The organism is Natrinema salifodinae (assembly GCF_900110455.1).
GTDB lineage: Archaea > Halobacteriota > Halobacteria > Halobacteriales > Natrialbaceae > Natrinema > Natrinema salifodinae.
In genome coordinates this window covers 614,477-628,389 of the sequence record NZ_FOIS01000004.1, presented here as the reverse complement: position 1 = coordinate 628,389, position 13,913 = coordinate 614,477, and the positions used below count along the sequence as shown (strand labels likewise).

The window sequence follows — 13,913 nt, the reverse complement described above, 5'->3', positions numbered from 1 at the left end:
TCATCCGGTTATCACCGCCGATCGGTCGTCGGACTGCAAGAGTTCGTCCACGAGGCCGGGTTCGGTTATCGAAAGGACGACCGGGCCGTCGGCGAGCGCGGCCAGATCATAGCGCTCTCCGTCGACGATGAGGTCATGGTCGGCGATCGATCCGGGGACGACGCCGAGTTCCTCGTAGGACTCCTCGTATTCGTACACGAACCCCTCGTCGGTCCGCTCGACCGGGGCGGTCGCGGGGAGGCCGGCCCCGTAGGAGTGAAAGACCATCCGAACCATCCGGAGCCGCGTTCCGTCGACGACGTAGACGTCTTCGACGGGCGTCCGCTCGACGCTGTGCATGTACGAAAGCGTTACCTCGTCGCCGTCGTCGACCGAGACCGAGAGCAGTCGCTCGCCGGTGTCGTCATCGGTAACGACCAGCGTTCTGTCCGTCGACGCGGTCGCGGTGACGGCCACCGTCGCTCCCGCCAGTACGAGGACGGCAACGGCCACGGCCACGCGGCGATATGTCAATCGATTCACGAGCAGTAAATTCGTATCGGGGTCTGCTGGCGCTGTGCTTACCCGAAGTATGCTTCGGCGCCCGGGTGGAGGTCGATCGGCATACCCTCCTGCGCCGTCTCGACGTCGATGAAGTCCGCCTTGGTCGTGATCTCGCCGGTGTGGTCGAAGATCGCCGTGGTCACCGCTTCGACGATCTCCTCGTCGACGCCCGAGTGCGTCGCGATCATCGCCTGCACGGACACCGTCTCGACGTCCTCGTCGATACCGTCGTAGGTGCCGGCCGGAACCGTGTCCTCGGCGAACCACTCGGCCTCGCTCATGATGCTCTCGCGGAGGTCGCCGCCGATCTCGACGAGCGAAACGCCCGCGCTGTTCGCGAGGTTCTCGACGGCGCCGACCGGCCAGCCGCCGACGACGAACGCGGCGTCGACGTCGCCGTCGCGGAGCTGGTCGGTCGCCGTGTCGAAGTCGGTGTTCTGTTCGGTGAAGTCGCCCTCCTCGATGCCGGCGGTCTCGAGGATCTGGAGCGCGTTGACCTGCGTTCCGCTACCCTGGTCGCCGGTGTTGACCGTCGCGCCGTCGAGGTCCTCGATGGTCTCGATGCCCGAATCGGCCTGCGTGACGACGTGGATCGTCTCGGGGTACAGCGTCGCGACGCCGCGGATGTTCTCCATCGCGTTCCCCTCGAGGTCCTTGTGGCCCGTCCCGTTGACCGCGAAGTACGCGATGTCGTTTTGGATCAGCGCGAACTCGGCTTCCTCGCGGTTGAGACTGCCGACGTTCTCGAGGCTCGCCCCGGTCGATTCGACCTGCAGCGAGTAATCCGTGTTATCGTCGACGATCGACTTGAAATTGTTCGAGAGCGGATAGTACGTGCCGCCGGTACCGCCGGCGTACCACGAGAGCGTGTTTCCAGCCCCTTCACCGCCGAGACAGCCGGCCAGGCCGGCGAACCCGACGGCGCCGGCCGCCGTCACGAAATGCCGCCTGTTGAAATCGTGTGACATACTGGTGGCGTAATGACGGGAGCTATATATACATTTTTAATTTTCAATCGTAGTCCGGTTATAGTCGATCATAATGATATAGTAGACCAATATTACGAAATGTTCGTTCATTTATACAGATGTCTAATCGCAAATATTGGGGGAAAGTTAGTGATGCCTCCGAGATTCGACCGGAAATGAGAGGAGGGTACTTATACCTACTACACGCTCGTGAGATATCGTATGGAGAAAAACGTGGGCGGCATCGATCGGATCGGTCGGTTCGTCCTCGCAGCGACGCTCCTTCTGCTCGGCTACCGGAATCGGGACCGAACGCTCGGCACCCTCGCGTTCGTCGCCGGCAGCGATATCCTCGCGACGGCGGTGATCCAGCGGTGTCCGGTCAACGCGCTGTTGGGGATCGACACCTGCGGAGCGAACCAGTAGGACGAACTACGCCCGGATCGGTCACCCGTCGGGCTCGTACGGCACGGCGTCGTCGACCGGCGGCGCGCCGATCGCGACGACCGAGACCGAGTCGTCGGCGGCCTCGGGGTTGTACGCCCGGTGGGGCGCTTCGGGTTCGACCGCGAACATCGACCCCGCCGGGACCGTGAATTCCTCTTCGGGCGTCTCGACGTGCAGCGTCCCCGAAAGGACCACGAACGCCTCTTCCTGCGTCTCGTGATAGTGGTAGGCCAGGGGAAGTTGTTCGCCGGGATCGGCGTCGAAGCGGTTGATCGCGATCTCGTCCAGCCCGGCGGCGTCGCTCAGCCGGCGGAGGTCACACGGCCGCCCGTCGACGCGGTCGCAGTCGTCCGGGTCGATGACACTGTATGCCATAGCGGGTCGATTCGGGGCAGGCCGCAAAAAGCCGTCGGCACCCGTGTGGTGAGCCCGTCGATTACGTCGTCCGGAACGCCCGGTCGCCGGCGTCGCCCAGTCCGGGCACGATGAAGCCGTCATCGTCGAGACGGTCGTCGATCGAGACCGTCAGCAGGTCGGCCTCCGAGAACTCGTCGCCGACGCGGAGCAGTCCCTCCGGGGCCGAGACCGCCGAGAGGACGATCAGGTTCTCCGGCTCCGGCGAGTTCTCGATCACGTGATCGAGGACGGTACACATCGTACTCCCCGTCGCGAGCATCGGGTCGGCGATGATGACCGTGTCCTCCTCGTGGATCTCGGGCAGCTTCACGTAGTCGACCGAGATGGGGAACGAGCCGTCCTCGGCGCGGCCGGCCTCCTCGTCGCGGCTCGCGCTGATGACGCCCTGTCGCGCTCGGGGGAACGCCTTCAACAGTCCCTCGACGAACGGCGTCGCCGCGCGCAGGACGTTGATGATCACGACGTCGTCGAGTCCGCGAACGCGCTCGCCCATCGTCTGTTCGAGGGGCGTCTCGATCTCGACGTACTCCGTCTCCATCCGACCGTCGATGATCTCGTAGCCGCAGATCCGACCGAGTTTCACCAGGCCCTTTCGGAAGCTGACCTGCTCGGTCTCGACGTCGCGCAGGCGCGAGAGCGTGTCCTTCGCCAGTGCGTGCGTGATGAGATAGGCGTTGTCCCGGTCTTCGATCGGCATATCCCTACAGCCACTCGCCGGGTAGTTCACAGTATCGATCAACCGCGGGTACGCCACTGGCTGGCGATCACACGCCGGGAACGGACCGCGAAATACGGACTTGGAATTCCTAATCAGAACTTACTGCCCGATGAGCGGCGCTACGAGCGAAATTCGAGCGGCGATACGACGATCGGAAAACGACGTTTGGCGCGCGAAAACGGTCGTAACGGTGAGCGCGCTTTAATCGCGAGATCGGCGTACCTCCGGACGCCCTCGCGGGCGTTGATCCACAATGAGTCACCAGTACCAGCAACAGCCCCGACAGAGTCAGATGGACGACCAGTACGGGCAGCCGCCGCAGTCGACACAGGGGACGGGCGGCCAGCAGATGGGTGCGCAGGGGATGACCGGCGGTCAGCAACCAATGAGCGGTGGACAGCAGATGGGTGGCCAGATGATGGAGCCACAGGGCCAGGGAATGAGCGGGCAGCAAATGGGCACCCAGACGCAGCCCCAGGGTCGGATGACGTTCGAGAACCACCTCACCAACGAACTGCGGATCGCGCTCGAGGACTTCACCGAACTGTCGCACATCGCCGACTGGTGTGCGAAGATGTGCGCGTCGGAGGGGCCACAGCTCGCGACGTGTGCGGCGATGTGCCGCGACATCGCCGAACTGGCCGAGTTCAACGAGAAATTGATCGCGCGCGACTCGATGTTCGGCCCGGAGATCGCGGACACGTTCATCCGAATCGCCGAAGAAAGTCTCCCCGAACTCCAGCAGTACCAGCAACACCCCCACGTCGCCGAAACGATCTCGGCGATCAATCGCACGATCGACTCCTGTACGACGGTGCTCGGAATGGTCGGCGGCGGCCAGGCGATGGGAACGCAGGGACCGTCCGGGGGACAACAGATGGAAAGTCAGGCGATGAGCGGCCGACAGACCGGCCAGATGAGCGGCCAGCAAATGGAACAGCCCGGCGGCCAAATGGGCGGGCAACAGATGGGCGGCCAGTACTAACCGACTCGCAGTCGCGGTCCGCCATCAGCACCCGCCTGGCGACCGCCTCGACGCGAGCGCCGCGCCACGACCGGCGTCGCCACTGTCACCGCCGTCGCCGTTGATCGACCGCACTCGCCGGGCCGCGCAGCCGACGGCAGAGAAGTTTATACCTTTCCGCGCGCTATCACCCGGCCAGCCGAATGGAAGAGAGCATCTCGGGGTTCAAGATCCGCGGTGACTGGGGCGACATCGTCGAACACGGCGAGCGCATTACCCGCGCGCTTCGGGACGCCGGCGTCCACGATCCCGACCAGGCCGACGACGCGCACTTGGCCCGCGCCTTCGAGGAGTGGGACGAGTGGCGCCCGAAGGCCCACGAGACCTTAGACGCCGACGTCAGCGAAAAGACCGCCGACCAGGCGAGCGTCGAAGAGGGCAAGGGCGAGCAGGCCGGCAAGGAGCCGGACGAGGACATCAAGACCGCCGGCGAGAAACTCTCGGAGTCGTACGAGCAACTCGAGGAGGACGACGCCGAGGCCGCGGTCGATAACTGGCGAGAGTCGATCGATTACGTCGCGCGCGCGGCCGACTCCGCGGGGCGGAAGGCCCTGCGGCGAGTCGAGGACACGGTCTACCAGAGCGTGATGACCCAGCTCGCGCCCTACTACTTCGACAACGAACTCGTCAGCGCCAACGTCCAGCAGGCTGCACGTGGGTCGGACAACGGCGAACAGTTCGTCTTCGAGGTCAACGTCAACGACGACGAGCTCAAGGACGTCGTCTCCGACCGGCTCGCCGAGTTCGAGGACGAGATCGACCGCTGGCACGTCGAGGTCGAGAAGGATACCGACGCCGCCGAGGCCATCGAAGGCGTGGAGCCGCCGCCGGAGCCCGAAAACGAGCACAACTCGCGGTCGACGCGGAACTGACTGCGAGCGCGGCCGTCACTCGTTCGGTCCCTGCTGGCGCCCCTCCGCGCCGCCGAGTCCCGGGACCGCGACGCGGCGTTCCACGCGGCCCATGACGTTCGTCGCCGTCAGGACCAGGCCGAGGTAGACGATCGCGAGCAGCCCGAAGATCAACGTGTACTCCAGCGACGAGGAGGCGATGCGACTGCCGCGATAGTACAACTCGGGCACCGTGATGAATCCGGCCAGCGAGGAGTACTTGATCAGGTAGACGAGTTCGTTCGTCCAGGCCGGAATCGCGTACCGCAGCGTCTGGGGCAGGACGACGTGGCGAATGCCCTCGACCTTCGAGAGGCCGATGGCGCGCGCGGCCGTCAACTGTCCCTCGTCGACGCTCTCTAAGGCGCCGCGGATGTACTCGGCCTGGTACGCCGAGCCGTTGATCGTGAACCCGAGGATGGCGATCCAGAAGGCGTACCCGGGGACGAACCCGCGTCCGATGACGTCGACCTCGTTGAGCCAAACCGACAGCGGCAGTCCGTAGTAGAGGACGAACAGCTGTGCGAGCAGCGGCGTTCCCCGGATCAGTTCGGTGTACGCGAGCGCGACCCACCGGATCGGGCCGCCGTAGACGCGCAGGATCGCCACGGGGACCGCGATGCAGAACCCGAGCGCGATGCTGACCGCCGTCAGGAGAACCGTGTACCAGGCGCCGGTCGCCAGCGCCGGGGCGATCTCGATACCGAGCGCCGCCGCGTCGGCCATAGTCGCGAGCCAGTCAATCGGAATCCCGAGCGGGCCGAGCGATGTCGCTGCGGACGCCAGCGTTTCGGCCAGCGCCTCGAACGGGGCCGGGGAGAAGAAACTCTCGCCGGCGCCCGGGCCGATGCCCCAGCGCGCGAGCGTCCAGGCGTAGAGCCAGCGGGTCAGCAGCCAGCCCCAGAAGACGATGCCGGCGAGCACCGCGAGCAGTCGTCCAGCGCGGTCGACCGAGCCGCGGAACCGATCGCGGCCGCTGCCGGTCGGTCGCGGCTCGGTCCCGGTCTCCGGCTCCCGCTCGCCTACCGTCGCGGCGTCCGTCCCCTCAGTCATGGTCGTGGCGAATGCTCTCGAAGAACCGGGCAGTCCGCTCGTGATCGGGGTTCTCGAACAGCCGTTCGGGCGGCCCCCGCTCGACGATCTGTCCATCGTCGAGGAACGTGATACCGGTGGCGGCGCCGCGTGCGAAACGCATCTCGTGGGTGACAACGACCATCGTCATCCCCTCGGCGACGAGTTCGTCCATCACCGCGAGCACCTCGTTGCTCAGTTCGGGGTCTAAGGCGCTGGTCGGCTCGTCGAACAGCATCACCTCGGGATCCATCGCCAGCGCGCGGGCGATCCCGACGCGCTGTTTCTGGCCGCCCGAGAGCTGTGCCGGGTACGAGTCCGCCTGGTCGGCCAGGCCGACGCGGTCCAGTTCGGCGTCGGCCCGCTCGCGGGCTTTCGCTTCGTCCATTCCCCGGACTTTCCGGAGCCCGAGCGTGACGTTCTCGCGGGCCGTGAGGTGGGTAAAGAGGTTGATGTCCTGGAAGACCATCCCGATCTGCTGGCGGATCTCGTTCGGATCGGCGTCCGGGGCCGTCACCTCGGTGACGCCGAGGTAGAGACGCCCGCTGTCGATCTCGGTCAAGCGGTTGAGACACCGCAGCAGCGTCGACTTGCCGCTCCCGCTCGGTCCGACGAGCACCTCGACGTCGCCGCGGTCGATCTCGAGGGAAACGCCCTGCAGGACCTCCTCGGCCCCGTAGGACTTGTGGAGGTCCTCGATTCGCAACAACGGCTCCGCCGACGTCGCGCTCGCAGACGGGGCGGTCCGATCACCGTCACCGTCGCCGCGTCGTTCGTCTACTGTACGTCCGTTAGCGTCGTCCGTCCGAGGGTCTGTCACGACGATTCACCTGGAATTGCGAAGTAGTTGCGTCCGTAGTCGAGTGCCCGATTGACGACGAACGTCAGTACGAAGTAGATCAGGCTCATAAAGAGGACGATTTCGAGGATCGCGGTGGTCTGTTGGATAAACAGATCGTTGCTGCGCTTGAGCAGTTCGGCCAGGCCGATCGCGAACGCGATCGAGGTGTCCTTGAGCACGATCGTGAACTCGTTTTGGAACCCGGGGACGCTCCGGCGCAGCGCCTGGGGAACGATCACGTGTCGGATTCCCTCGAGGCGACTCATTCCGATCGACCTGGCGGCGGCCATCTGGCCCTCGTCGATGCTCTCGACGGCGCCGCGGAAGATCTGGGACTGGTAGGCCGCGCTCCGGAAGCCGAGCGCGATCGTCGCCGCCATGAAGGCGTCCGGCACGCTCGTCGGGACGGTAAACGGCGTCGGCCCGAGGACGGTGTCGACGGCCGTCAAGACCCGCACCGCCGCATCGATCACGATCTCGATGGGTAACACGTAGAAAGTGAAGATCATGATGACGATGATCGGCGTCCCGCGAAGCACCACGCCGAACTTACGAACGAGCGTCCGCAGGGCGCCGTCGCCGTACACCTCGATCGCCCCCGCGGGAAAGCCAAGCAGGAAGCCGAGCACGAGGCTGGTCACCGTAAGGAGGACTGTGAGTACCGTTCCCCCGAGCAGGTAGTCGGCGTTCTCGGCGACGAACGTCCAGTCGTCGGGCTGAAGCGGCGGTCTCGCCGCAACCGAATCGACCAGTGCCGGGACCGTCTCCGCGACGGCGAGGGCGCCGTCCGGCCGTCTCGCGAGCGCCGCCAAAACCTGTCCCAGCCAGAGCGTGAGATCCATCTGTTACCGTCTCTCGGTTAGCCGCTGAACCACTCGTCGGAGATCTCGTCGTACTCGCCGCTCTCGCGGACCGCGGCCAGGCCCTCGTTGAGCGCCTCGAGGAGGTCGCCGTCGTCCGGTCGGATGGCGAAGCCGAACTCCTCACCGGTCTCCTCGATGAAGGCGACCTCCACGTTGCGGTCGGACGCGAACGTCTCCGCGACCGGATCGTCGAGCACGACGGCGTCGATCGTCCCGGATTCGAGTTCCTCCGTCGCTAACACGTAGTTGTCGTAGGAGTTGTAGTCTCCCTCGGCGACCAGGCCCGGATCGATCAGGTCGTCCTCGACGAGCCCCGCACCGGTCGTGCCGCTCTGGGCACCGACGGTCGTCCCCTCCAGGTCCTCGAGCGATTCGGGCTGGAGGTCGCTGCCCGTCTGGACGAGGATCGCCTGGTCGGCGCTGTGGTACGGGTCGGTGAACTCGAAGGTCTCCTGTCGCTCCTCGGTGATGGTCATCGCCGCGGCAATGACGTCGATCTTGCCGTCCTCGAGGGCGGGCGAGAGCCCGTCGAACTCCTGTTCTTCCCACTCGGCCAGTTCGTACTCGGTCTCGCCGACGACGGCCTCGAGTAGGTCGACGTCGAATCCGACGAGATCGCCGCCCTCCTTTATTTCAAACGGCGGGAAGCCGGGAGCCGTCCCCGGGACGATGACGTCTTCGTCGTCCGGGTCCGGGGAGTCGCTGCCGCTGCCCTCGAGACAGCCGGCGAGTCCCGTGACGGCAATTCCCGCAGCGCCGGACAGTTTCAGATACTGCCGGCGATCGATCGCGCCCGTTCCGTTCGTCCGTTCGGTATTCTCCATACCTGGCACTAGAATAGCAATGATTTAGGTGTTAAGATACTGGTTTCTCGAGAACCGAACCGTCGATCGCGAGCGATCGGTTCGCGTTCGGACCGATCGAGAACGACGCCGAAGCGCGGAACGGCCCGCTGCCCCGGCGATTGAAGGTCGGCACACACTTGTAGCGGTAGCTGGTAAACGCCTGATAGATGGTCGAGATCGCGACGGTCGCGACGTTTCTGGTGGCTTCGATCGCGAGCCTCTTTATGGCCTGGGCGATCGGCGCCGGTTCGAGTGGCTCCACGCCGTTCGCGCCGGCGGTCGGTGCGAACGCGATCTCGGTGATGCGGGCCGGCTTCCTCGTCGGCCTGCTCGGCTTCGCCGGGGCGGTCCTCCAGGGCGCGAACGTCTCTGAAGCCGTCGGCAACGAGCTGATCGGCGGCGTGACGCTGTCGTCGGCCGGCGCCACGATCGCCCTGCTGATCGCGGCCGGCCTGGTGGCGATCGGCATCTTCACCGGCTACCCGATCGCGACGGCGTTTACCGTCACCGGGGCGGTCATCGGGACCGGCCTCGCGATGGGCGGCGATCCCGCCTGGGCGAAGTACACCGAGATCGCCACGCTGTGGGTGCTGACGCCGTTCGTCGGGGGCGGAATCGCCTACGCGGTCGCCCGTGTCCTCCGCGCCGAGGTGATCGCCGAGGAGTCCCTCATCATCGTGTTGGCGGCGCTCGTCGGCGCGATCGTCGCCAACATCGAGTTCGCGATCCTCGGCTCGGCGGGTGCCGGCGGGCGGTCGATCGCCCAGGCCTCGGGCGACTGGATCCCCGGGCCCGAACTCGCCGGCGTCGTCGCCGCGACGCTCGCGATCGCCGCGTTCTGGGCGGGAGCGATCGCGATCGACCTCAACAACGGGACCGAGCGCGGCGAGCGCCACTTCCTGCTCGTCCTCGGCGGCCTCGTCGCCTTCTCCGCCGGCGGCAGCCAGGTCGGCCTGGCGATCGGGCCGCTGATCCCGCTGTCGGGCGCGCTCGACCTGCCGATCGTCGCGTTGCTCGTCGGCGGCGGGTTCGGCCTGCTGCTGGGCTCGTGGACCGGCGCGCCGCGGATGATCAAGGCGATCGCTCAGGACTACTCCTCGCTGGGACCGCGGCGGTCGATTGCCGCACTCATCCCCTCGTTTATCATCGCCCAGGTCGCCGTGTTCTACGGGATTCCAGTCTCGTTCAACGAGATCATCGTCAGCGCGATCATCGGGAGCGGCTACGCCGCGGCCGGCGCCGGCGGCGGCGTCAGCGCCCGCAAGATGGGCTTTACCGTACTCGCGTGGGCCGGCTCGCTCGCCGGAGCGATCGTCGTCTCCTACGCCGGCTACGTCGCCGTCAGCGCGATCCTGCTCTGAGCGCTCGCTCCCGAGGCGAGGAGAACGGGCGACATCGAACGGTCTTTACACAACGGGTCGTGAGTTCGAGTATGGACGAGGACGCCGTCGACGCCACCGGAGATGGAAGTGAGGCCGGACCCGCGGCCGACGGGGACGACATGCTCCAGTGGCGACGGGACGCCAGTACCTCCCGCACCGTGCGACTCCTGTGGCTGTTCGGCGTCGGTACTTTCTTCGCCGCGATCGGAATCGTCGTCAGCTGGCGACTCTACCGGATGGGCGGCGAGACCGCCGGCCGGACCGGTCGAATCGTCGTCCTCGCGTTCATCGCGGCGCTTTCCGCGACGGTCCTCGCGCTCGCCGCCGCGGATACCGGCCGCTACCTCGAGCGGCTCACCGCCTCGCGTTCCGTCGAGGTTCCCTCGGGACGGCGCCTCGACCGGGCGGTCGACGCCGCCGTCGGGACGGTCCTCATGGGCGGGGTCATCGGCGCGCTGATGGGCATCGGACGGTACGTCTCCCAGAACGAGTTGCTCGCCGTCGGCGCCGGTCCCTTCACCGGCCTGGCCGCGCTGTTGATCCCGCTCGCGCTGGTCGCACTGGTCCTCGCCTCGTTCCTCCAGTCGGTCGGCGCGCTCGACCGCGAGGAGGAAGCGATCTACCTCTACGAACCCGACCAGCGGATCGATCTCGACGTGATCGAGGGCGTCTCGACCCGGCCGCTGGGCGATGCCGTCGTCGTCACGCTCAGCTACGCGCAACCGGACGGAAAGTACGTGCAGGGACCACGCCGGATCGTCGTCCCGCCGGCGGTCGCCCGCGATATCGCGGCGCTCGTCGGGTCACGAAACTGATCTCCACGTCGCGACCGTTACAGACAGTACAAACAGTACAGACACCACGACCGGAGGCCGTTACTCGTCGTTTTCGTCGATCTCGACGGCCGCGGCGCTTTCTTCCTCCTCGACCCGTCGCTCGTACTCCTCGAGTTTCTTGAGTCGGGCCTTCATGATCCGAGTGTTCTCGACGTCCTCGACGGTGATCCGGACGCCGTCGTACTCGATCTCCTCGCCCTCCTCGACCAGGCGGCCGGCGCGGTTGAAGATGAAGCCGGCGATCGTCTCGAACTCCTCGCCTTCGGGCAGATCGATCTCGAGGGCCTCATTGACGTCTTCGATGTTGACCTCGCCCCGGACGAGGACGGTGTCCGCGTCGATTTCCTCGATCGGCATATCCTCGCCGCCCTCCAAGATCTCGCCGATGATCTCCTCGATCATGTCCTCCATCGTCACCAGGCCCTCGGTGGTGCCGAACTCGTCGATGACGATGGCCATGTGCATCCGGTTTTCCCGCATCTCGGTCAGGAGTTCGTCGACGTTCTTCGATTCGGGGACGTGCAGGGTCGGCTGGATGAGGTCCGCCAGTTCGAGGTCGTCGCTCTTGGTCTCGCCGTAGTTGAGATCGCGCACCAGATCGCGGATGTGGACGACGCCCAGCACGTTGTCGAGGCTGCCCTCGTAGACCGGGATCCGGGCGTGGCCGCTCTGGATACAGGTCTCGATGGCCTCGTCGATGTCGGCGTCTTTCGGGACCGCCGTCATATCGAGTCGCGGGGTCATCACCTCCTTGACGATGGTGTTGTTAAAGCGGAAGATGCGCGTGAGCATCTCGTGTTCCTCCTCCTCTAAGACGCCCTCGCGCTCGCCGGACTCGATCATCTCCTGGATCTCGTCGCGGGTGACGTAGGGTGACTCGATCGCCCCCGTCGAGCCGATGAGCCGGTTGACCTGCCGCGTGAGGTAGTCGAAGAGGACGATCAGCGGATACAGGAGGTACTCCGTGGCTTTCAACGGCTTCGCGATACGCATCGACCAGGTCTCGGTGTTCTCGACGGCGTAGGACTTGGGCACGCTCTCGCCGAACAGGAGGACGAGCGCGGTGATCCCGAACGTCGCCAGCAGGACGCCGACCAGGCCGCCGAAGTGCAGCGAGAGGATCGCCGTCGCGATCGACGACATCGCGATGTTGACGATGTTGTTCCCGACCAGGATCGTCACGAGCAGCCGGTGCGGATCGTCCTTGAGCGCTTTGACCAGGTCCGCACCCTTGACGTCGTCCTCGATCATCCCCTCGATGCGGTGTTTCGGGAGGTTGAACATCGCGATCTCCGACGAGGAGAAGAACGCTGAGAGGCCGATGAGAAGGGCGACCGCGAGCGAGCCGAGGATCGTCACGGTCGACTGGTCGAATTCGACACCTACGACTGGAAGCTCGTAGGCGGCCAACGGTACCTCGAACAGCGGAGACAACGCCATTGATATACAGCCTAATAGCCGAATCGGTTAACCGTTTCCCATTTTAAGATCGGTCGCGGTCAGGGCCGCCGGCGACGACACGTTTACCCGACCGTTTCCCCTACGAGTCGGTATGAGCGAGCGCATCGACCGACCGATCACGTTCTACCGACTCCAGGGCTGTCCGTACTGCGAGCGGGTCGCGCGACGGCTGAACGAGTACGATCTGGGCTACCACTCGCGGTTCATCGAGCCGCTGCACTCCGAGCGCGACGTCGTCAAGCGCGTCGCGGGCGTCCGGACCGTGCCCGTCATCGTCGACGAGAACACCGGCGTCACGATGGCGGAAAGCGCCAACATCGTCGACTACCTCGACGCGACCTACGGCGAGGGCGACCGCCCCGACGCGGCAGCGGCGGACGCGGGAGGTGACGTCTGATGCCGGAGTTCGACGTCGTCGAACTCGGCCCGACGGACCACCCCGAGCCGGGCGAGGAGGCCCCAGAGTTCACCCGTCCGCTGGTCACCGACGAGTTCTGGGAGGACCGAACGCTGTCGGAACTCGTCGACGAGACCGACGGTCGGACGATCCTCGTCTTCACCCCGATGACCGGCTCGTTCGTCGCGAAGTACGTCTGGGACGAACTCGCCGAGCGCGACTGGGACGACGCGGCCCGCGTCGTCGGCGTCACGGCCTCGACTCCCTACGGAATCAAGCGGTTCATCGAGGACAACGACTACCCCTTCGCGTTCTTCACCGACCCGAGCAACCGGGTCGCGGAGTCGTACGACATCGCCCACGAGCTCGACGGGATGACCGGGCTCAGCGAACCTCGCGTCGCCTTCTTCGCGCTCGACGCCGACCGGACCGTCGAGGGCGCCTGGGTCGCCACCGACTGGCCGGAGTTCCCCGACTACGACGACCTCGAGTCGGCGCTCGGACTCGAGTAGGTCCCGAGTCCGGCCGCGAGCGAGCCGCCGGTCGTCGTGCGGCCATCGCTCGCGACCGACTGCGGACGGTGCGTTTTTGCCGATCACGGATCGAGTCCCAACCATGAACGACGACGATCTCGAGCGTGCAGCGGCGGCGATTCGGGACGGCGATCTGGTCGTCTACCCGACCGAGACGGTTTACGGGCTCGCGGCCGACGCCCTCGACCCCGACGCCGTCGAGCGCGTCTTCGACGCGAAAGGCCGGGACCGCTCGAAGCCCGTCTCGCTCGCGGTCCCGCGATTCGAGGCGGCCATCGAAAACGACTACATCCGCGCGGGCGAGCGCGAACGAGCCTTCGCCGACGAGTTCCTCCCGGGCCCCGTCACCGTGCTCTGTGAGCGTCGCGATATCGTCCCCGACGTCCTCACTGCCGGTCGAGATAGGGTCGGCATCCGCGTGCCCGACTGTGACCCCGCGCTCGAACTTATCGAGCGCGCCGAGCGGCCGATTACCTCGACCAGCGCCAACGTCAGCGGCGAGCCGAGCGCCCGCCGCGTCGACGAAATCGGCGACCGAGTGCTCGACCAGGCAGTCGTCCTCGACGGCGGCGAAACGCCCGGCACCGAGAGCACCGTCGTCGACCTCTCGACCGGGACGATCCACCGGCGGGGCGCCCTGGCCGACGAGATCGAGGCCTGGCTCGAACGGCAGTAGC

At 66.1% G+C, this 13,913-nt stretch carries 17 protein-coding genes; 8 read left to right on the top strand and 9 right to left on the bottom strand.

Features of this window, described 5'->3' with window-relative positions; translation table 11 throughout:
• Together BMY29_RS17350 and BMY29_RS17345 are read right to left on the bottom strand one after the other, a co-directional pair.
• Window positions 1-498, bottom strand: coding sequence for a DUF1850 domain-containing protein (locus BMY29_RS17350; protein ID WP_244887444.1), 498 nt, complete (start codon window positions 496-498; stop codon window positions 1-3).
• A 62-nt stretch (window positions 499-560) separates the two neighbouring features.
• Window positions 561-1,511 carry a TAXI family TRAP transporter solute-binding subunit gene (locus tag BMY29_RS17345; RefSeq protein WP_049989420.1) on the bottom strand — a complete coding sequence of 317 codons (951 nt, stop codon included), beginning with the start codon at window positions 1,509-1,511 and terminating at the stop codon, window positions 561-563.
• 222 nt (window positions 1,512-1,733) lie between these two features.
• Here BMY29_RS17345 and BMY29_RS17340 point away from each other — a divergent pair, with 222 nt between their 5' ends.
• Window positions 1,734-1,937 (top strand): YgaP family membrane protein, encoded by a 204-nt coding sequence (locus tag BMY29_RS17340; RefSeq protein WP_049989421.1) that lies wholly within the window; start codon window positions 1,734-1,736, stop codon window positions 1,935-1,937.
• 21 nt (window positions 1,938-1,958) lie between these two features.
• On the opposite strand, the gene BMY29_RS17335 is transcribed toward BMY29_RS17340, so the two are convergent.
• Both BMY29_RS17335 and upp read right to left on the bottom strand, forming a co-directional pair.
• The gene (locus BMY29_RS17335) at window positions 1,959-2,333 is read right to left on the bottom strand and encodes a cupin domain-containing protein (protein ID WP_049989422.1); all 375 of its coding nucleotides are present in this window, start codon (window positions 2,331-2,333) and stop codon (window positions 1,959-1,961) included.
• A gap of 61 nt (window positions 2,334-2,394) precedes the next feature.
• Window positions 2,395-3,072, bottom strand: coding sequence for a uracil phosphoribosyltransferase (gene upp, locus BMY29_RS17330; RefSeq protein WP_049989423.1), 678 nt, complete (start codon window positions 3,070-3,072; stop codon window positions 2,395-2,397).
• A gap of 274 nt (window positions 3,073-3,346) precedes the next feature.
• Here upp and BMY29_RS17325 point away from each other — a divergent pair, with 274 nt between their 5' ends.
• Window positions 3,347-4,078 carry a four-helix bundle copper-binding protein gene (locus BMY29_RS17325; RefSeq protein WP_241471262.1) on the top strand — a complete coding sequence of 244 codons (732 nt, stop codon included), beginning with the start codon at window positions 3,347-3,349 and terminating at the stop codon, window positions 4,076-4,078.
• 182 nt (window positions 4,079-4,260) lie between these two features.
• Window positions 4,261-4,989, top strand: a complete 729-nt coding sequence (locus tag BMY29_RS17320) for a DUF5828 family protein (protein ID WP_049989424.1) — start codon at window positions 4,261-4,263, stop codon at window positions 4,987-4,989.
• Between the two features lie 15 nt (window positions 4,990-5,004).
• On the opposite strand, the gene BMY29_RS17315 is transcribed toward BMY29_RS17320, so the two are convergent.
• The 4 genes from BMY29_RS17315 to BMY29_RS17300 all read right to left on the bottom strand — a co-directional run bounded on the left by BMY29_RS17315 (window position 5,005) and on the right by BMY29_RS17300 (window position 8,606).
• The gene (locus tag BMY29_RS17315) at window positions 5,005-6,060 is read right to left on the bottom strand and encodes an amino acid ABC transporter permease (RefSeq protein ID WP_049989425.1); all 1,056 of its coding nucleotides are present in this window, start codon (window positions 6,058-6,060) and stop codon (window positions 5,005-5,007) included.
• The gene (locus tag BMY29_RS17310) at window positions 6,053-6,787 is read right to left on the bottom strand and encodes an amino acid ABC transporter ATP-binding protein (RefSeq protein ID WP_173424881.1); all 735 of its coding nucleotides are present in this window, start codon (window positions 6,785-6,787) and stop codon (window positions 6,053-6,055) included. Before BMY29_RS17310 ends, BMY29_RS17315 begins: the two co-directional genes overlap by 8 nt.
• A gap of 107 nt (window positions 6,788-6,894) precedes the next feature.
• Entirely contained in the window at window positions 6,895-7,761 is an 867-nt protein-coding gene (locus BMY29_RS17305) for an amino acid ABC transporter permease (RefSeq protein ID WP_049989426.1), read from the bottom strand.
• Between the two features lie 17 nt (window positions 7,762-7,778).
• Window positions 7,779-8,606: a transporter substrate-binding domain-containing protein gene (locus BMY29_RS17300; RefSeq protein WP_049989427.1), complete on the bottom strand. Its 828-nt coding sequence runs from the start codon at window positions 8,604-8,606 to the stop codon at window positions 7,779-7,781.
• Window positions 8,607-8,794: 188 nt separating this feature from the next.
• Between BMY29_RS17300 and BMY29_RS17295 the strand changes: the two genes are divergently transcribed.
• On the top strand, window positions 8,795-9,988 hold the full coding sequence (locus BMY29_RS17295) for an inorganic phosphate transporter (protein ID WP_049989428.1): 1,194 nt from the start codon (window positions 8,795-8,797) through the stop codon (window positions 9,986-9,988).
• 71 nt (window positions 9,989-10,059) lie between these two features.
• The gene (locus BMY29_RS17290) at window positions 10,060-10,824 is read left to right on the top strand and encodes a hypothetical protein (RefSeq protein WP_049989429.1); all 765 of its coding nucleotides are present in this window, start codon (window positions 10,060-10,062) and stop codon (window positions 10,822-10,824) included.
• A gap of 60 nt (window positions 10,825-10,884) precedes the next feature.
• Here the strand turns inward: BMY29_RS17290 and BMY29_RS17285 are convergent, their stop codons facing one another.
• Window positions 10,885-12,285 (bottom strand): hemolysin family protein, encoded by a 1,401-nt coding sequence (locus BMY29_RS17285; RefSeq protein ID WP_049989430.1) that lies wholly within the window; start codon window positions 12,283-12,285, stop codon window positions 10,885-10,887.
• A 112-nt stretch (window positions 12,286-12,397) separates the two neighbouring features.
• Here BMY29_RS17285 and BMY29_RS17280 point away from each other — a divergent pair, with 112 nt between their 5' ends.
• The 3 genes from BMY29_RS17280 (at window position 12,398) to BMY29_RS17270 (ending at window position 13,912) form a co-directional block, all read left to right on the top strand.
• Window positions 12,398-12,703, top strand: a complete 306-nt coding sequence (locus BMY29_RS17280) for a glutathione S-transferase N-terminal domain-containing protein (RefSeq protein ID WP_049989431.1) — start codon at window positions 12,398-12,400, stop codon at window positions 12,701-12,703.
• On the top strand, window positions 12,703-13,215 hold the full coding sequence (locus BMY29_RS17275) for a redoxin domain-containing protein (protein ID WP_049989432.1): 513 nt from the start codon (window positions 12,703-12,705) through the stop codon (window positions 13,213-13,215). The genes BMY29_RS17280 and BMY29_RS17275 overlap by 1 nt, the downstream gene beginning before the upstream one ends.
• Before the next feature lie 103 nt (window positions 13,216-13,318).
• A complete protein-coding gene (locus BMY29_RS17270; RefSeq protein WP_049989433.1) occupies window positions 13,319-13,912 on the top strand; it encodes an L-threonylcarbamoyladenylate synthase in 594 nt (197 codons plus the stop codon).
• Window position 13,913 lies beyond the last annotated feature (1 nt).